Annotated in this window: 20 protein-coding genes; 1 reads left to right on the top strand and 19 read right to left on the bottom strand. The window is 44.2% G+C overall.

All coding sequences use genetic code 11. The annotated features are described in order from the left end of the window. Positions 1-101: 101 nt before the first annotated feature. Complete coding sequence (locus M2404_RS19200; protein WP_259241531.1) at positions 102-851, top strand: EAL domain-containing protein; 750 nt, start codon at positions 102-104, stop codon at positions 849-851. On the opposite strand, the gene M2404_RS19195 is transcribed toward M2404_RS19200, so the two are convergent. From M2404_RS19195 to trbF, 19 genes are all read right to left on the bottom strand, one after another. After that, the gene (locus tag M2404_RS19195) at positions 814-1,269 is read right to left on the bottom strand and encodes a hypothetical protein (RefSeq protein ID WP_259241529.1); all 456 of its coding nucleotides are present in this window, start codon (positions 1,267-1,269) and stop codon (positions 814-816) included. The genes M2404_RS19200 and M2404_RS19195 overlap by 38 nt on opposite strands. Further along, positions 1,266-1,829 (bottom strand): hypothetical protein, encoded by a 564-nt coding sequence (locus M2404_RS19190; RefSeq protein ID WP_259241527.1) that lies wholly within the window; start codon positions 1,827-1,829, stop codon positions 1,266-1,268. Before M2404_RS19190 ends, M2404_RS19195 begins: the two co-directional genes overlap by 4 nt. Positions 1,830-1,984: 155 nt before the next feature. Continuing rightward, positions 1,985-2,956: a S1 family peptidase gene (locus M2404_RS19185; protein WP_259241525.1), complete on the bottom strand. Its 972-nt coding sequence runs from the start codon at positions 2,954-2,956 to the stop codon at positions 1,985-1,987. A 544-nt stretch (positions 2,957-3,500) separates the two neighbouring features. Beyond that, positions 3,501-4,175, bottom strand: coding sequence for a hypothetical protein (locus M2404_RS19180; protein ID WP_259241523.1), 675 nt, complete (start codon positions 4,173-4,175; stop codon positions 3,501-3,503). Positions 4,176-4,198: 23 nt separating this feature from the next. Next, positions 4,199-5,146: a hypothetical protein gene (locus tag M2404_RS19175; protein ID WP_259241522.1), complete on the bottom strand. Its 948-nt coding sequence runs from the start codon at positions 5,144-5,146 to the stop codon at positions 4,199-4,201. Then, complete coding sequence (locus M2404_RS19170; protein WP_259241520.1) at positions 5,143-5,652, bottom strand: hypothetical protein; 510 nt, start codon at positions 5,650-5,652, stop codon at positions 5,143-5,145. Before M2404_RS19170 ends, M2404_RS19175 begins: the two co-directional genes overlap by 4 nt. 13 nt (positions 5,653-5,665) lie before the next feature. Further along, entirely contained in the window at positions 5,666-6,238 is a 573-nt protein-coding gene (locus M2404_RS19165) for a hypothetical protein (RefSeq protein ID WP_259241519.1), read from the bottom strand. A 26-nt stretch (positions 6,239-6,264) separates the two neighbouring features. Continuing rightward, on the bottom strand, positions 6,265-7,284 hold the full coding sequence (locus M2404_RS19160; protein ID WP_259241517.1) for a type II secretion system F family protein: 1,020 nt from the start codon (positions 7,282-7,284) through the stop codon (positions 6,265-6,267). A gap of 3 nt (positions 7,285-7,287) precedes the next feature. Next, entirely contained in the window at positions 7,288-8,880 is a 1,593-nt protein-coding gene (locus M2404_RS19155; protein ID WP_259241515.1) for a GspE/PulE family protein, read from the bottom strand. Further along, positions 8,880-9,557, bottom strand: coding sequence for a hypothetical protein (locus M2404_RS19150; protein ID WP_259241514.1), 678 nt, complete (start codon positions 9,555-9,557; stop codon positions 8,880-8,882). The genes M2404_RS19155 and M2404_RS19150 overlap by 1 nt, the downstream gene beginning before the upstream one ends. Then, complete coding sequence (locus M2404_RS19145) at positions 9,554-10,687, bottom strand: hypothetical protein (RefSeq protein WP_259241513.1); 1,134 nt, start codon at positions 10,685-10,687, stop codon at positions 9,554-9,556. Before M2404_RS19145 ends, M2404_RS19150 begins: the two co-directional genes overlap by 4 nt. Continuing rightward, positions 10,684-12,153 carry a hypothetical protein gene (locus M2404_RS19140; protein ID WP_259241511.1) on the bottom strand — a complete coding sequence of 490 codons (1,470 nt, stop codon included), beginning with the start codon at positions 12,151-12,153 and terminating at the stop codon, positions 10,684-10,686. Before M2404_RS19140 ends, M2404_RS19145 begins: the two co-directional genes overlap by 4 nt. Before the next feature lie 2 nt (positions 12,154-12,155). After that, the gene (locus M2404_RS19135; RefSeq protein WP_259241510.1) at positions 12,156-12,857 is read right to left on the bottom strand and encodes a hypothetical protein; all 702 of its coding nucleotides are present in this window, start codon (positions 12,855-12,857) and stop codon (positions 12,156-12,158) included. Next, positions 12,850-13,611, bottom strand: a complete 762-nt coding sequence (locus M2404_RS19130; protein WP_259241509.1) for a hypothetical protein — start codon at positions 13,609-13,611, stop codon at positions 12,850-12,852. Before M2404_RS19130 ends, M2404_RS19135 begins: the two co-directional genes overlap by 8 nt. A gap of 99 nt (positions 13,612-13,710) precedes the next feature. Beyond that, the gene (locus M2404_RS19125) at positions 13,711-13,944 is read right to left on the bottom strand and encodes a DUF2274 domain-containing protein (RefSeq protein ID WP_259241507.1); all 234 of its coding nucleotides are present in this window, start codon (positions 13,942-13,944) and stop codon (positions 13,711-13,713) included. Then, a complete protein-coding gene (locus M2404_RS19120; RefSeq protein ID WP_259241506.1) occupies positions 13,941-14,309 on the bottom strand; it encodes a hypothetical protein in 369 nt (122 codons plus the stop codon). Before M2404_RS19120 ends, M2404_RS19125 begins: the two co-directional genes overlap by 4 nt. Before the next feature lie 25 nt (positions 14,310-14,334). Next, a complete protein-coding gene (locus tag M2404_RS19115; protein WP_259241505.1) occupies positions 14,335-15,609 on the bottom strand; it encodes a TraB/TrbI/VirB10 family type IV secretion system protein in 1,275 nt (424 codons plus the stop codon). Beyond that, entirely contained in the window at positions 15,609-16,637 is a 1,029-nt protein-coding gene (gene trbG, locus M2404_RS19110; protein WP_259241504.1) for a P-type conjugative transfer protein TrbG, read from the bottom strand. The genes M2404_RS19115 and trbG overlap by 1 nt, the downstream gene beginning before the upstream one ends. Next, complete coding sequence (trbF, locus tag M2404_RS19105; protein WP_259241503.1) at positions 16,637-17,326, bottom strand: conjugal transfer protein TrbF; 690 nt, start codon at positions 17,324-17,326, stop codon at positions 16,637-16,639. The genes trbG and trbF overlap by 1 nt, the downstream gene beginning before the upstream one ends. Between the last annotated feature and the right edge of the window lie 40 nt (positions 17,327-17,366).

Raw genomic sequence — 17,366 nt, 5'->3', positions numbered from 1 at the left:
TTGAGAGAAATCTGTGGTGCACCCGTATTCTCACAAATCGCGGAGAACCTTAGTTTTAAGGGGAATGTAACTTTTAAGGTTTATGAGATCCCACAACTTCAATGGACAATGGTGGGCTTCATTTTCACTACCAGCCGCAATTCAACCTTTTTACCGGCGAGATACGCGGAGCGGAAGCCTTGCTCCGATTGAAGCATAATAACAAAATCCTTTTGCCCGCTGAATTTTTAGACCAGGTAGATAACCACTTTCTATCTAAAGCCTGGCCAGCTCTATTGAATCAACTCATAAACTTTATTAATTTTTGCCATTCTAATGACCGTCCTTTGACTGTGGCTTTTAATGTCACACCAGACCAATTACTGGCAGACTTCTTTTTACCTTATGTTGATGAAGCTCTCAGTAAGCTAGCCTGCAATGCCAAATTTTTAGAAGTTGAATTAACAGAGAAAGTAGCCGCAGCTGATCATTTTACTTTACTGCAGCGGCTTGGCGAATTAAAAGAACGAGGGCTATCGGTGGTCATTGACGACTTCGGAGCTGGGTACGCAAACCTGCGCTATTTGTCAGACTTACCTATTGACGGTGTAAAAATTGACCGCCACTTTATCAAAGGTATTAACACACCCGTTAATGAAGAAATTCTACGCTTTGTTATAAAGGTTGCAAAGCTGACGAATTTTTTTGTTTTAGCAGAAGGTGTAGAAATGAGTTGCGAAGCAGATAAAGTAAAAGCCCTGGGTTGTGATTTTGTTCAGGGCTTTTATCATGGAAAACCCTGCTCTGCTGCAGAGTTTAGTAAGTTTTTTATAGCTAATATGAGGCACCAAGCAGCTGTTTCCTGTGCATAAGCGCTGCTTTTATTTGCCCCTCAATTTCTTTATCGAAACCAAACACATCTGCAATATCTACTTCTTCAAGCATAGCACACGGCAATGATAGAGACTGTTTACTAAAAATTGGGTAGGGGTACGATCTATTAAATTCAATTGTCTCCCCCGTCAATTCGTCGAACAAAACAACGTCTTGAAAACCTACGATTTTGTTATGCTCCAACTGACACACTGTGACAAGCCCAATCCTATCTCCCACTAACCTTACTCCGATACCCTCTTTCAGATTTTGGTAATCAATAACCCCACCATCTTTAAGTTCGTAAGCAACACTAAATTCATAGTATTCCATTTGCTCAAAAATAACCTCATAACCCAACACTGGCATGCTGACAACCAAAGCTGCGCCCAATAACCGTCTTAAATAGTGACTCATGGAATCTCCACTGTTTTCGCATGCGAAATTTCAGGAAGTTGCAAAACAATAGTTGACCATTTAGCACCCAACAACCCCCTTCGATTCAAAGCTGAGCTAAACATAAAAACTACCTTCGTAATCCACCCCGGCTGTTTATCTGTATGCTCCACCTTTACATTAAGACGTTCAAAGTTTTTCTTCAGTAATGCCGTGCTTCTCAATACTCCATTTTTAGCGAATAATGGTGATGACATCTCAACGGTTTTTACTCCCAATGTTGGTAAAAACTCAACTATGTCAAACAACTCAAGGTAAGTTTTTGCTGTAAAGGGCGCAAATGCACGATTCAGATGTATACGGGCCACTGACCTCGAAAGTGGACGTATGCTAAATATTAACTCACTGCCAGGACCTGAAATAGTCAGTTTATTAGGAAATACAAACCCCACTATAAAAGCTGCCATTAAAACCCAAAACACGCTTAGAGACACATATCCTTCAATTAAAATGGACGGAGGCACAATTGAAACAGCCAATAGTATTACGATTGTTAGTGAGATATGCATTTGGCTAGTCATTATGCTTCGCCTCCCTCGGATCAATTCAGGCCTGACACTAAACTTAAATCGGGTATACCTGTTTAACAGAAACAACAGCACCACCGATGGAATAAAGCTTACTATCAGAATAATAAATCCCGTGAACAGAGAGGTAACATAAGGCGATAGCATTATTAAATCTTTCTCAAACGACAAATTAAACCCATTGCCGCAATCAAAAACCAACTCAGCGAACCACCTGAACTACCGCCGTCTTGACTGGGTGGAGTTACAGGTGGTGTCACTGGCCGCGACTTCCCAGCATTGACAATTATGTACTCACTATCTGATAGGTGTACTCGCCCTACGTAGCCAGGGCTTGTTATATCTAACGTACACGTTGCAAAAGGCTCAACCGTAGCCCCAACACACGACCCACCAACAATAGTAACATCACCACTCGTATATGATTGGTCCAATACAGCAGCAACGTGTAGTGATTGAATTTCAATCGTTGCTTCAGAGTTCGTATCAATTCGAGTTGCAAAGTGCCAGCCGTCTACCTGCTCAACTATCCAGTCAGCAACACTTGATATTCTAACCGCCCCGGCCCCCCCCTCAATCGGAGATATCCCACCATGTACGCCCACAAGATAGCCATCTTCATTAACCCACCCCATCCCGCTATCACCACCGGCAGTGAAACTACCATCGATCTCCCGCATATCTAACTTATGAGCAACCACATCATCAGGAATTGGTAGTAATTCTTGCACCGATACAGATAGCGCTGGATAAGTCCCGCCAAATCCAGCACCCGATAATAACTGCCCCGCTTGCACGATATCTTTTGACAAAAAAGTCACATGCCGAGTCGGCTGGTAACCTGCTTTTAGAAGCGCAACATCTGATCCATCTACCAGGTACAATGGGTGTTCAATACGCTCCCGAACCGCAGCATTTAAACGTAGTCCGTCATTGTAATATTCCACGCTTTCGCCTTCACAGTGTGCGGCAGTCAACACCCACTGCCCCGCAATTACCACCCCGGAGCAAGTAACCCATACACGATCAGTATAATCAGACCAATTTACAGGAGAGCCATTTACAACGGCCTGAGTATTAAAGCTAACTGCCACCAGGGCAGCCAATGCTAATTTATTCATTCATTACCTCTACTGTTTGTTTTAGTTAATTCATAATGTGTATACTTGTATACACTATCAAGTAAAAACAGGCCCGTCAACATAAATTGATATCACTTAACCCTTAACAGCGCGGCTGGCAGAGTTATTAGTGGTGGCATATACTCAGCCTGGTAATGCCGTTCTTTATCATTTTTGGTGGCAGTTTCACAAAACCCGAGGGAAGGTAGCATTCTAGCCGCAGCGGCCAGCGCCGGCTAAACGGATTCGCTACCACTCTGTGCGCCTGGCCAGCTGCAGCTCGATACACTTTGCTACCACTTCTGCCCAGGGCAACCCATTTTGCCGGTACACCGGGTTAATAGCCTGGTAAACTTTGCCCGGCTTTACCGGTTATATTAACCACCGCCACTACTGCGCTGTTATTTTGGTACCAGAAAATACCAATATGCCAGGCTCTGGCTGGGGTAAGGCTTCCCCCTTGAATTTAGGCTTTTGGCTGGTGGCACTTTAGCGACCGTTGCCGGCAGTGGCCAACCGAAAACGCTACAGCCTTAAGATTAAGCTATGGGCAATAACTACCTTGAGGGATGCAGTACGGCTGTGATGTTGTTGTCCAGGGCCCCCAAAATCCAGCTGCAGAGCAAGTACTTCTCTGATTGCCAGGCTCTGAACACGAATTCCAGTTTTGATTACTTGGGCAATTCAAAGGGGTGTTCCTAGTTGCGCCCGGAGCGCATTCTGGTGCAGCCTCTTCGCTGGGCGCTTTATATACGCCAGTGTAACGAAAATCTTTGCCCCACCTGTCATCGCCGACTTTAAATGCGCTATTTTCAAATTTTACCCAAAAGTAACCCTGATAATCACTTGGGTTAGGGATACCCACAACTTGAGTGCTACCATGTTTATCGACATTGACCCATGCACCTGTTGCGGGTTTGCTTGTATCAGTTGGTTTTATTGAAACATAATACTTGCCAGGCCCAGTTGATAAAGGCACCGATATACTATTCCCCTCCCATATTGTCTCGATCTTCCCTCCCCCGCTAACTACTGGTGATTGTGGGGTTTGAACATTAAGACTCCACAATCGATCAAGTTCAAGTGCAGTTCGGCCGTTATACTGAGATCCAAATGACTGCCGATGCTTACTCATTGCCTCTTCATAGGTCATTTTGTCTGCAATAGTAGGCAACCCAATTACAAGTAGCCCAAGTAAAACAATTTTTTTCGCAAACATACTACTTTCCTTTTTGGTTGGTATTAAACACATAGTAATGAAACATTGACTTCACCATCATGCAGTAGCCGCCACTCTCCCTCGACTTTTGCGTAATAATCTAAACCCACAGTCCAATATGTAGTTGAGTTAACGTGATAAGCCCGGCTTGCGCTAACTGACTCAAATCTGTTTGGTATAGACTGGTTGTAAAGACCTTTAATGCTCGTAACTACATCTGGTGATAAGCCGCTAGGGCAATCAGGCTTGTTAACCCTATCGCCATGCCGAGCCACTAAAGATCTTATTACCCCGCTAGCAAGGCTGCGCTGAGAACCGGCTGCCCCTCTGATAGTTATATCTCTTGCATTAACAACACTATAAGCCCCTCCCACGTCCCAATCGCCGGTGAGGGTTGATTCATCACCGCTACGCTTTACAAGCGCCGTATGCTGCAGTTCTTGGCCTATCCGATCAAAATAAACTGTTAACTGATTTGTAGCGTCACTCCATGTTGCTGCCGGTACAAGACTTAACGCTGATCTGTATGCGCTATGTTCAAACCTTGTTGCATCGCTTAATACAGGGAATGGTATTGTTATTACTAATCGGTAGTTACCTGTTGTTGGCATTAACTGCCTGGTTAAAGACATAGTGGCTCCCCAGGGGGTTTGCGATGCTTTTCTGCATCGGCCAGCATTATTGTCCGCCGTTGAGCAAGCGGGAACATATGCAGGCTCTAACTCAGCCCAACTAGCGGGAAACCACAGCAGACCGTTACCTCCAATCCCACTACTCACCTTATCTGCCTGAAACGAAGTTACCTGCTCTTTGAGATAAAGAATATGCTCTCTAAACGCTTCCGCCTCACTGACTATGCGCTGTGATTGAAATCTTTGCGAAAGCATTATGAATATAAAACTCATTATTGTTAGAGTTACTAGCGTTGACACAATCATTGCAAAACCACGTTGCGATTTAGCGTTTATCATGCGAAACATCCTGTAGTTTTGTTAAAATTCGACCAGTCCCCGCTTGGATTTCCGGCTAATGAATATTGAAAACTTAATCGCTGGCCTACAGCTGACGATGGGTTTACTTCCGATAGCATTTTTTGCATGTCCTGCAGGGAAGGAAAATCAATAGTTATTATTAAAGAAGCAGGCTTCGTGTAACCAGCTGTAGTTGAATTAATATATGCGATATTCATTGTCCAACTTCGCCCTAAAACATCAGTAGATTTGATATACCCCCTATTTATTAAATTACTAATATTTAATGGGAGTGAAGGCGTCATACAGCGGGTTCGTAGAATGTCATCGCCGTAAAACGCCCTTCCTGCAGCAGAAACCTTATCAAGCGCAATATTTAACTCAACACCACGACTGGCCTTATCGAAATACCCAAGGGCAGCACTGCCGATTACTAACGCTACTGCCAGCCCAATTGACAATTGAACCAACGCTTCAGTTGTTGATGCCCCCCGGATATTTCTCATTTTTACCACCCTATTAGTACGTAGCTCGTACTGAGGTTCCAGTCGTAGTTAGTGTTGAACATCCAGCCGCCGCTGCGCATTGGCCACGAGTTGACGGAGCGATGGTATCGGCAATATCTGCTATACGATCTGGGTCATTTGGCACTGTTGCTGTCACATCCAAAAGGCCAGGGTTAGTATTAGCCGTCACAGTCCAGTTTCCGCCAAATTGATTGGTGGCCACACCGTTGTTAGCTGCGCCACAAATGCTTTCACTCAAGTCCCCACCTGGAGCGCATAAAACAGCCATACTGACCCCGGTAAAATTAGGACGCATTTTCTTCCATGCTTTCGCTGCGCTTACAATTTTTTGTGAGTCTGATTGGAATGCTGATAACTGGAACTTGTAGTACAACCCCGGAACCTGCGCGGCAATAAATGCAAGCGCGGCTACTGCTAAAATAATCCAAACCAGCTTATCCGTTATGGCTGCCCCTGCTTGACGATATGCGGTGCGCCCATTAACCATTGAATTTACCACCGCGTTCTGAACTACCGGCTGCACGTTTGCTGTTACTTGTTTGTTTGCTACTGCTGTTGTTTTCATGGTTTTTCCTATTTGCTTGCTAATTACTAGAACGATTGAAAGTTTGTTATGTTGTCTGTCATTAGTGACAATAAGCCACCACCAATAATGACGGCGATAATTGTTGCAACGATTTTTATCAGTGACGCACCCCATTCTTTTATTCTGTTGATTTCTGTAAGCAGAATATCCTTGTGGATTTCTGCAGCTCCCATTAATGTTTCTGACACCCCGCCAATTTCACCTAGCAAATGTAACGTCCTAAGCTCAGCCGGGTTAACAAGACCTGTATCCATTATCACCCCAAGATTTTTCTTACCACCCTCTAACGTAACTCTCATTTTATTAAGATGATCAGCTAAATACGGAGTAGCATTGACTTGAAGGCTTAATATCGAATCAACCAACGGGATCTTGGCAAGTGTGAGATTCCCCAGTGAACGCAACATTGCAGACGCCTGTATTAGCCGGTATTGTCTATAAACAGGAAAATTATCTACCGACAATCTAAAGCGGCCGGTCATAATCGGGAGCGAGACAGCCACTGCGACACCAAATAGAATCGCACCGCATAGTATGTACAAACCCCAATCCTGAACAAAAAAACCGAAATTTTTTGCCATACTTGTCCAGGCTGATTCTGTTTTGACGCGAATCATTTTTTGAAGCCAAGGTATTACCGACCCAGATATAAACCCTGCGACTGCGAAAACGGCGAGCAAGCCCAAAATAGGTTTGAGCAATGCCTTAACAAGCACCCCCCCAGTTGCATTTCTCACTTCCAATGTTTGAAGCGCGTTTTCAACGCCAGTTTTAAGATCGCCGGTTACTTCGCCAGCAGCTAATGACTCCCAAGCTAAGCGGTCTAACCATTTCTTAATACCAGCCGAAAAGGTTTTACCGTCGTTAAGCTGATTGATTATAGAAGCACCAATTTTTTGCTCTGTTGCAGAGCCAAACATAACAAGTTGGTCGGCTATATCGCTCTTGTAAATTCCGGCTTTTGCTAACCTATGCACTGCTTTTAATAGCCTGATCTGTTGATTTCTTGAATACCATATTGACATCTATTAGCCCTCTTCCACATCGTTGAAGGTTTTATAAATATCTTCGGTCTTGACCGGGAAAAGGCTATTGACACGGGCTGACGCCGTGATTACATCAATCTCCCCTCGTTTGATTTTCGCTATCGCGTGGTCACGAACATCCCGAAAGCCTTTTTTACGTAGCGCGGTCAGCCAGTCTTGATGGCCATTTTTGTGACTATGCAGAATAAAGTTCCGGTCCTCGTCATCCAGTACAATTATTTCGGCCACGGCAGTTCTATGCCTCTCGCCCTCAAAGCAATGATCACAGCCCACGGGGTTTCTGTAGCGAACATCGTCTGTTTGTTCACATAGCGTTTTTGCTTGGTTTTTTATGTGAGTAAACACCTCCATTTGACCCAGATCAGAATAATGTGCCTCTGCTTGAGCTTCTGTCATTTTGCAGTTATTACAGAGCTTTCTAACTAATGTCTGATACACCCATAGACACATCAGCTCTGGGGCTGCGACAACTGCCGGAGAAACGTTGAACTGCTCAATAAATGTGTGGGCAACGCCTATCGCACTAGACGTATGGAGGGACGCCAAGATAAGTTGACCAGTCTCAGCTTTGCGTGCTACTTCCATTGCGCCGGCGTTATCACGTATTTCACCGTGCAGCTCGCCATCGGTGTCATGACGAAGCAGTACCTTTGAATAATATTGGAAATTTAGCTCTCGCCCTTCCTTATCTTTCTTCCCAGGTTTCACATGCGTTTGAGGAATACCCAAATCAAACTCTGTCGGATCTTCCAATGTGTGCATAGCTTTTTCATCAGAAACTTCGCTCAGCAACGAAGCGATCCCTGTCGTCTTACCACTGCCCGTCTTACCTGTAAAAAGCGCTGCCCCGCTGGGCTTTTTAAGAAAGTCTCGCAACACTCGAACTTGACCAGCGCTATAACCCAGCTCATCCAGTTTAGGTATCTTTTTCTCTTTGTTTAGCCACCGTAAAGTGATTTTTCCGCCGCCCTTAGCCGGTATATAGCTGGCCCGCCATATAGTTTTCCGGGTAATTTTATCAATCACAAGATCAGCTTCTAGCTTGCCGTTGTTTGGCGTCTGTTGATCATAATCCTCATCTTTTTCTACAGCTGCGATATTGAATATGTATGAAAATAGTTCATCACCCCATACATAATCAGGTATATCAGCTTTTAACTTCACTCTGCGCCCATCTACACGGGCGTAGATTTTTACTAAGTTCTCATATAATTCGATATGAATATCCGAGCTTCCCCAATTAGCGGCATTCTGCTGTAACTCTTTTAAACGTATGGCTATTTGAGAATCACCATTCAGTTTTGATGTGTCACGAAGCTGAGAATCTTTCAATTCGTCGGTAGCAAGGTAACTTGAAATAACATCAGGGTTAACCTTGCTAACAGGTAATCGCTTACCCAGAAACTTACCGTGACATAACGTAGGATTACCGAATACATAATCAGTAATTTCTTTATGTTTTGTTGACTGGTAGTTAGAAGTGAGTATCACCCCACTGTCTAACACAATTGTATTTCTATCATCAAAGTACAGCACCCTAAGCTGCTTATCTGAAACTACTTTCCCGGTATTCATTAGTTACCTCCCGCAACCCCAGAAGCCCCTGATACCCAGCGAGTTTGAGTTAGTCCCTTCTCTTTAAATACTGCATACTGCTCTGTTAACTCCTGCACTGTGATGTCACCAATTTTCACTCCCTGCTGAATAGGGATCAACTCTCCTTTGATCATAACGAAACCTGTCACACCACTGCTTGTTTTAACCAGTGAACGTAAAGTCAAACTATCAAGCAGCTTTTCTTCAGTTTTCAATGCACTGTTAATATCAGGCAAGCCTTGTACTGGCATCTGATAGGCCTGATATGTTTCGGTAACTATTTGCCCTTTACCTTCTTTAAACTCAGATAGTTTTTTACTGCTTTTCTCAGCTTCTAATTCAGACTCTAACGCCTTAGATCTTACTTTTTGCGCAAACCCAGCCCTTGACCAGACCAGAATATCTTGTGCCGTTTTGGACATTTTCACGGGTTCCAGGGAACGCTGTTGTGGTTCAGTAGTTAATGGAGTCATGGGAGTCATGGTGTGGTTCAAACTGTCTGCTGACGCCGCATAGTCTGTTGAATAAAGTGAACCTCTGTCGTCTAATTTCGCATGCGAAAATGACGGAAGTAGAGTAAATACAGTAATTACTGCCAGAACGGCGGCTACAGCTAAACCTAAAATTTTACTTGTACTAATATTTTTAATATTCATTCGACACCTTCAATAATAATTTCCATACGAAGGGTTGAAAGAACCCCTTCATTTTGGCCCTGCTCTATAGATAACGATTTCATATAGACAGGTCGGGCTTTAACCATTTCAGCCAGGACCTGCATTATCGAGAAATCTACATCCGTCCATAGCGCTTCCAGCTGCCACCGCCGTACTCCAGAGAGATATCCAAGATCCATCAAATTGACACTTTGTGCGCCCAAAGCTAGGAAATCATCGTGCAAAACTTCTTGGTATATTCCCAATCGGTAAATTACGTTTGTGTGGCTTCTGCTTTCATGATGGATAGGTAGGGCGAATTGTTTTTGCTCAGCACTCACTATTGGGGACAAATTAGAATTGTCTTGCACCCAGTTCTTCAGCGTTTCATAACGACCATTTGTTTCAGCCGCTATAATAGGCACGACTAGACTTTGGTCTGCCTCAGTTAAAACAATTGGACCTATACGCCAATCATTAGGTAAGGTGTAACCCAAGCTGGTTATTCTAACCAGCGCTTCCAATGTGCTATGGGCGTCAATAACGGTGCTGTTTCGCCATTCCAACCAAGGGTCATATTGCTGCGCCGAAGGGGTGTCTGTTTTCTGTGATGTAAACCACCACAACCCCAATACAACAGCGCCAACAAGTGCAGTGACAACCGTTAATTTTAACTTGACCGCCTGCAGATCAATTAACTTATATTTATCTGGAACAGCGCCATTGAATACAGCCCTTATTTCCTGATAATCGAAATCAATAGGACCTTCGATTTGAAGTTCTTCAACACTTTCTGGGGTTAAGAATATTGTCTCTGCAGTAACAAAGTCATAATCAAAATCCCTTTTAATATCCGAAATATTACTAAAAGCCGCCGACTTAACTGTATTCTTAGTGCCACTTATAAAGCACCAACTATCACCGCCCAACGACTGAAGATACACCCAACTTTCTTCTGCTCTATGCATCTGGTCAGCTATATATTGGGCAATACAAAATCCAGCTTCATCTGAGTAATAACGGTAATAATCATCACCGATTTGAAACACCCTCTCGAATTTAGCTGGGTTAAGCCGACGATGAAGCTTTAAGTTGCTTCTGTTCAGCGAGGCTAATTGAGGGGCGCTCATTCAACCCTCCGAGGAGTTAAAATAACCAGGGTTTCGACTGTCTCCTTTTTCATTCCATCACCAAACCCGCCCATAGAACGGCTGTTCTCAGTGGTAATGGAATCCTGCCGAACAGAGCCAATAACAACCGATTGGCCATAGCGAAGCTTGTTTGTGAAGTTAATCTCCGCTTCCCGCGTATCGAGATAGCGCAGCTGCTGATCGTAAATTGTTTCCCTGTTGTCACCGACAATCTTCGTTAGCTTTCCAGAAATACGAAAATAAACATGATCTCTATCGACTGCCGGCGTAACCATCATATCAACACCTTCAACTTGCACATCCCGAGTCACACTTGCGGACACTACATTATCATTAGCCTGAGTCGTGATTTCAGCTGCATAAGGGATTCTCATCGTCTGCGATATTCTTCCAGGCTGATGATTTAAAAGCAGCGCGGAAATGGGTGTATCAGTAGATACTTTCCCCTGCATCTTTAATGCTTTAATTAACGCTGTTGTCCCGTCAAAAGCTCCATTGCCGGTAAAGGCAATGCCATACCCCGCTCCTTGCGAAACAGTCTGAGTGCCAGGGACGAAAAACCGTATTGCACCATCCCCAACCGCCTTTACGATATCCCAATCAACCCCCCTCTCCCGACCAAGATTTGATCTGAACTCAAGGACTAAGATGTTAACCAGCACCTGCTTTGAAAGCTCGGCGCGATAATCATTTACCAACTTTCGAACTTGTTTCATTCTGTCAGGCGTTGTGCGCACAGATATAGCCGACAATGATTTTATGAAATTAACGCTCCCAACCAGCTCTTCTGTTTGGCCTTCGTCAGAATCTTTTTTCAGTATCCCCCGGATGCTGTTTGATATATCTTCAGTTACATTGACATCACTGTATGAAACATTAATAAACTGTCCTTCAATACGTGACTGCCCACCGCCTAGATTGCCAGCGCCCGTACCAGTCTGTGTCCCTTGAGAGCCTAACTGTCCCGTGTGCGATCCTGTTGGTATGTTTATGATAAACTGCTCTGATTCATACCGACGCACCTCCAAAGAATCAGGCCCTGGAGTTATGCCGTAGCCAGTTTGACTCGCCAGCATGTTTAATACATCAGCTCGTGAAGCACTAAAGTTAAGCGTAACTTGTTTATTGGGATCTACATCGCCATCGAACCATATTTTAATCCCTTTCGTATCGCCCATTATTTGTGAAATGGCAACACTTAAAGGCAAGCGATCAACACGTACAGCTGCTGGCTCGTTAAGCCAGGGTATATCAATTGTTTCTTTAATAGGCTCTATTGATATCGGGGGCTTTGATATCACCGATACTTGGGCATAATTTACTTCTGTATTTTCAGTAATGCGCTGGTGAACAGCATCAGCTTCCTTACGTGCATTCCGATAATCGCTCGAACAACCAGCAAGCACTACCGAAATTGAAAGTGACAAAAAGGCTATTTTTTTCATTTTCAGCGGTCCTCAACTACAAACACAGTTTTTGTGGAATACAACAAGCTTGTTTTTACAGGGAATCCCTCGATCACCTGCGCTAACGCATGCGAAATATCACCGCTTTTTGTCACGATTGGATAAGAGTGAGGTGATTGGTAATCACTGCCAGCTTTCCAGTTGGCTAAGAAACTGAAATTCCAACCATAACTGAGTGCCACGCTGCGTACAGCATCACTGAGGCGTCCTTTCTCAACAACAGTGATCTGTGGGGCCTGATAATTATGGATCGCAGCCAAAGATGTTTCTGGAATGATAGTTACTTTCCCTCCCCCTCCTGCTGCTGCCATTGCGGCCGTGAGAGCGTTAGCTAAATTCCCCGTAAACGAAAACCCATTAGGAGCTGCGGCCGACAAAGCCTCAATTAACGCTTCATCGTCAGCCACTGCTATTGTTTTCACACCTGCACTCCACAGCCACTGCGACACGCCATTACGCCAAGTATCATTTTTTTGAATTGAATAAACAGCGGCTTTATCCTCCGTGAATCCACTTCGCGCTGACGCTCCACCTACCCCCTGGTACAACGATGGGTCGTATTGCTGATGCACAATCTCTTTATCAATAAAAACATTACCAGCCACAACAGGCTTAGCGTTTGCTAAAGGTGCGCCGTATATTGCCAGGGCTACCAGAATCCCCAATCTGTTATTGTTATTCACTCATTACCTCGTCTGTTAAAACTACAATCTGATCATACTTGTGAAGCCGGTATTCAATTCCTGTAATGCCTGTTTCTTTCAGCACGTTTTCCAATACTTGTTGCATTGCCTTTTCAGATAGCGGGTATACCGCCCCGCGCAGTTTGATTTCAAACGCATTTATAAGGTTAATGCTTCGTTTGTGATGGACCTTTAGGTCCACCCATCCAGCAGCCAAAACCATCTCCCTCAACGACTGGTTAAAGTCACCCTCACGAACCAATAAACTGTCTATAGTTTTTATTTTTGTTGGAGCGTCCAGCCGATTGACAGCTTCAACAACCGCCAGTTGTCTTTTGGGTAAGTCGGATGCAAATGCGAAGTTCATCATGTCGGTTGGCATTGAGCGCCAACCGTGGCGCAGACCGTATATTTCTATCTGGTTGTCACCACGCCCCCAGCGCGTCATCCGATGTATTTTGTAATCAGGTATACCTGCAGAATTCAGCGCGGTAGTCAGGTTTTCGACACGGGCAGCAGCTAATCTTGCGTCATATTCGTGGCTGTTACTGCTTACGCCCACGACTAAAATTTCAGAATTGATATTACTTAACAATCCATACACCGCTTCGCTAATTACAGGTGCGTTTGCTAACTCAGCACTTTTATCTTTATAAGTGATAACAAGGTCTGGCCTTAAATAATTTTTCGGTGTGCTCTGGGTGCAACTAACAACAAACAGCAAGCTGCAGAAAAACCACCATTGCTTAAACATCAGAATTTTCCTGTTTAGAAATAAAAAAACGCCGTGTATACGAGTATACACGACGACCCAAAGGCTTATCAAATGTTTTGTGAGTAAACTACTGCGGGTTTATGGGGCGCTTTGTGTATCTTTTTTCTTTAGCGCTTGATGGAAAGCTTTATCTTTGTCAATGGTGTGCATAGCCAAGGCAGCAACCAACACCCCAATATCAATTTCCTCACCTGACGCTTGCTGATAAATCTCTTTATATTGCTTTAACCTAACAAGCTCCGCCCCTTGGAACTCTACCGTAACCTTTTCTTTCTCACCTTTAACTACAAGACCTATTGCTAACTTAGTCATGATTTCCTCTTTTTCATGATGGTTAAATATTCTTCAAACATAGCCATTAAGACACGGCGCTCTGACACCTCTTCACTGTCGAAGGATCTGGCCTCCTCCAGACAATGAGTTAACTTATCCTTCATGTCTTTTGTGAATTTCATTTGGAACACCCGCTTTTTAGGTTCCCCTCTTGACACTGACTGAGGGTAAGCAAAAAAACTGTCACGCGCATGAATATCTTGTTGCTTATCATAAAAATGCTGCAGCATTTCTTCTACGAATGTTTTTTGCAGCATATCAAACTTAGCTAGCACTACATTTAAATCGTGCTTTGCTTCCTGAGTAATAAATATTTGCTGAGGTATATACTCTTTTTTAGCCATTCTATATTTTCTTCTAGTTGCCTCCTTATCTACGATTATAAGGAGGGATAATAAAGTCTTTGTCGATCTGAATATTGAATCGCTGTCCGGGCCTGATTGTTAGTGTTGGTTGGATATTGATTGTTTTTTCAATTATCTGGCCGCCAACTTCACTAATTTGCTCACCAACACCTGCTACGGCCATTTGGCTGAAAGTTGGTTGACCATTCTGTATTGCGCCTTGACTTGTTGCAGCCCCGGCAGACAGTACACTTGATGCAATCACTCCAACAAAAATTTTCCCGTAGTGATTATCAACTTGGTCTGATAAACCTGAGTAACCCTCAGTATCTACTGCTAGTTGATTCCCCAAATCCAAACAACCGTCTGGTCGGCAAAGCCTTTTCCACGCAACAAGAACCCTTGTTTGACCGTAGGAAATGATACTTTGATACCGACCAAATAAACGCGACCCTTGCGGCACTAACAGGTAGCGCCCTGTTCTACTGTCGTAAACGTCTGACGTTACAAGGGCTGTAACGTCACCAGGCAAATCAGTATTCACACCTCGCTGGGACACTGCCGGTAATACATCCCCAGCTAGTAGCATATATGGCGTAGGGGAGTGGGTAAAGGTTGCATTAATAAAGTTGTCATTTTTACCCAGTTCTGCGAACTCAATTTTTTTATCCTGAAGATTTTGCTTTAACGTTGAGTCGATTTCACCACCCATTAAACCGGAAGCCGCCCCCATAGCACCAATCATATCTTTGACTTGAGCCGCTGCATCTATACTTGAAGGCATTACTGCAGATGCAGCCCCTCCAACCTGTCTCCCAATTTCTGCCATTTCGCGCCCACCGTTAGGAGCATCTGACGCAAAAAAAACTCCAGAGTCCCTAACTCTTTCCATCATTCGGGCGTATTCCGCCTCAGCCTGCATTTCTACCTGGCTTCGCTCAGGCCTAGCCATAGGCTGCAAAGGTTGGATCTTGCCTCCGCTTGAGGCTACTCCGCCACTCATTGCAATCCGTTCATTCTCTAGGTCTGCATCCTCTTTCGCCTTTACTTGTGAGTAGGTGCTTGGCCGATTTATAAGAGATTGAGGAATAGTGACAGCAACAGGCTTGGGCTCTGCAGCTTCCCCAGATACGGCCGCACCGGGTGTAACCGATTTATCTTCAGGAGCCTGTAAACCGGTCAGTAATGCAAATAGCGCCAAGCCACCGAATATACCAATCGCCCCCCAAAGAATACTCCTGTTTATTCGAGCAGGTTTAGGCCGACTTGCCGTTAATGCGAATTCTCCAACGTCACTCATTAACCACCCCTCACTATATGGACAATTTCACTCTTGTTCTTAGTGCCAATTCGTAGTTCGGCCTTATCAAATAAACGGTCTAAGACAAAGTAACGGCCTATAGTTCTATAGTTTGCAATGATATTTTGCTTATCAGGCGTGACGATAAACAGCACGGGTAACTCACCTGTTGTGATGGAGTCAGGAAACTGAATAAATGTCTTATGACCGTTGTCGTAAGCTCGGACTGGCCTCCAAGAGGGTTTACCCTTCATGTTTTTAATTTCATACGAAAAATTCAGGGTTTCGGGGTCCAGATATCCTACGCCAGCACTTTCAAATTCATCCTCTTTTTTACCACCCTGAGCCTGCATTTTCGCATGCGAAAATGCGTCTTGAGATACAAGACCTATACTATGAGGGTAATTCCACGATACCGCTGCCATATACGACTCGTTGAATGAGTGAAGCCTGATATAATAAGTTCTTCTGTCGGTATAAATGGTTAAGTTGGTCTGAAGGTTGGGGAATCTTGGACGCACAATTATGTGCTCAACTGCACCTGCGCCACTCCCGGATACGTTGCGCCCCATAACCCAGCGTACCGTATCCCCTCCAGCTGGCTGCCCTATCATTTTTTCACCTGGCTCTAAGCGGATGTCAGTCACATTGTTGACAGCGCCATAGACTGTATATAATGCCCCATCCATAAACTCGTACATCTGTATAGCATTAAAAAACTGCTGTTCCGCCGGTCTATAAGTAGCTGTTTCCATTGTTGAGTTTAGCAATTTAGACTGTGCTAATTCGCTATCATTATTTGTCGCTGCTGATTTCCCCCCCTTGGATTTTAGGTTTTCACCTCCCTTCCCCTCTAACACCATCAGCTGCCCCTGCACAGGCACGGGAACATGAACGGGCACTTCCCGGATGATAACTTCAGGCTTTAGCGGTTTCGCCTCATATACTCTTTGAGGCTCCTGACCAGCAGCAGTTGAATGCCAGGCAAGGCAGACTAATATTAGCGGGTGTAATCTGTTTAACATCATTAGTTTTCTCTTTGCCAATTAAAGTCGTCAATAAATAATCCAAGCGGATTTAGCATTAGCTCTTCAGGAGTTTCAGCTTCACCCATCGTTATTGTGAATATCCCGGTCCATGATGTCGGCAACTCTTCTTTGCCATTCTCTAACGTTACAGTTTCAGTCCAGCGCGCTTGATAACTACTCGGTGATATCGGCAAAATCGACACCATATCAACAACTATTGTTACCTTTCTAAAGAAAGGATCATTAGTTTCTGCATAACTGTTTAGTTTTAATGAAGCTTTCGGTGTCACAAAGCCGTATGCCTTTAACCAGTTGTTCTTAAGAACAACTTTATCGCTTGATATTGCCCGGACATAACCAATCCAATTCCCCAGCTGGGAACTTAGCTGCAGCTGAGTAGGGTTCATCACAACATCTTTAAGCTTTACAACGTTTATAGGGTTTCCCTTCACATCAACCGTGACAAGCCACGGTTCAATATCAGACTTTGAAGCAAGAAAAACTATGAAACCTATCAGGCCAACAATCACAACCAAAGCCCCCACAAGCAGCTTTCGTGTAAACTGATTTTCCTCTTTCAACGTTCCGATACGATCGTCCCATTCTCGACGAGCTAAATCAAAAGGGTTCATAGCCTCCCTGTCCTGATCAAATTCTTTGTGGTTTTTCCGTAGTTCTTCAGCAGACATAATACCCCCTTTTGCGTGTATACGAGTATACACGCAATAA

The organism is Rheinheimera pacifica (assembly GCF_024809855.1).
Lineage (GTDB): Bacteria > Pseudomonadota > Gammaproteobacteria > Enterobacterales > Alteromonadaceae > Alishewanella > Alishewanella pacifica_A.
This window is presented reverse-complemented; position numbering and strand designations above follow the sequence as displayed.

Excerpts from the sequence above, each read along its gene's own strand:
- M2404_RS19200 (WP_259241531.1), top strand. The coding sequence starts at position 102 with ATGGACAATGGTGGGCTTCATTTTCACTACCAGCCGCAATTCAACCTT.
- M2404_RS19195 (WP_259241529.1), bottom strand. The coding sequence starts at position 1,269 with ATGAGTCACTATTTAAGACGGTTATTGGGCGCAGCTTTGGTTGTCAGC.
- M2404_RS19190 (WP_259241527.1), bottom strand. The coding sequence starts at position 1,829 with ATGACTAGCCAAATGCATATCTCACTAACAATCGTAATACTATTGGCT.
- M2404_RS19185 (WP_259241525.1), bottom strand. The coding sequence starts at position 2,956 with ATGAATAAATTAGCATTGGCTGCCCTGGTGGCAGTTAGCTTTAATACT.
- M2404_RS19180 (WP_259241523.1), bottom strand. The coding sequence starts at position 4,175 with ATGTTTGCGAAAAAAATTGTTTTACTTGGGCTACTTGTAATTGGGTTG.
- M2404_RS19175 (WP_259241522.1), bottom strand. The coding sequence starts at position 5,146 with ATGATAAACGCTAAATCGCAACGTGGTTTTGCAATGATTGTGTCAACG.
- M2404_RS19170 (WP_259241520.1), bottom strand. The coding sequence starts at position 5,652 with ATGAGAAATATCCGGGGGGCATCAACAACTGAAGCGTTGGTTCAATTG.
- M2404_RS19165 (WP_259241519.1), bottom strand. The coding sequence starts at position 6,238 with ATGAAAACAACAGCAGTAGCAAACAAACAAGTAACAGCAAACGTGCAG.
- M2404_RS19160 (WP_259241517.1), bottom strand. The coding sequence starts at position 7,284 with ATGTCAATATGGTATTCAAGAAATCAACAGATCAGGCTATTAAAAGCA.
- M2404_RS19155 (WP_259241515.1), bottom strand. The coding sequence starts at position 8,880 with ATGAATACCGGGAAAGTAGTTTCAGATAAGCAGCTTAGGGTGCTGTAC.
- M2404_RS19150 (WP_259241514.1), bottom strand. The coding sequence starts at position 9,557 with ATGAATATTAAAAATATTAGTACAAGTAAAATTTTAGGTTTAGCTGTA.
- M2404_RS19145 (WP_259241513.1), bottom strand. The coding sequence starts at position 10,687 with ATGAGCGCCCCTCAATTAGCCTCGCTGAACAGAAGCAACTTAAAGCTT.
- M2404_RS19140 (WP_259241511.1), bottom strand. The coding sequence starts at position 12,153 with ATGAAAAAAATAGCCTTTTTGTCACTTTCAATTTCGGTAGTGCTTGCT.
- M2404_RS19130 (WP_259241509.1), bottom strand. The coding sequence starts at position 13,611 with ATGTTTAAGCAATGGTGGTTTTTCTGCAGCTTGCTGTTTGTTGTTAGT.
- M2404_RS19125 (WP_259241507.1), bottom strand. The coding sequence starts at position 13,944 with ATGACTAAGTTAGCAATAGGTCTTGTAGTTAAAGGTGAGAAAGAAAAG.
- M2404_RS19120 (WP_259241506.1), bottom strand. The coding sequence starts at position 14,309 with ATGGCTAAAAAAGAGTATATACCTCAGCAAATATTTATTACTCAGGAA.
- M2404_RS19115 (WP_259241505.1), bottom strand. The coding sequence starts at position 15,609 with ATGAGTGACGTTGGAGAATTCGCATTAACGGCAAGTCGGCCTAAACCT.
- trbG (WP_259241504.1), bottom strand. The coding sequence starts at position 16,637 with ATGATGTTAAACAGATTACACCCGCTAATATTAGTCTGCCTTGCCTGG.
- trbF (WP_259241503.1), bottom strand. The coding sequence starts at position 17,326 with ATGTCTGCTGAAGAACTACGGAAAAACCACAAAGAATTTGATCAGGAC.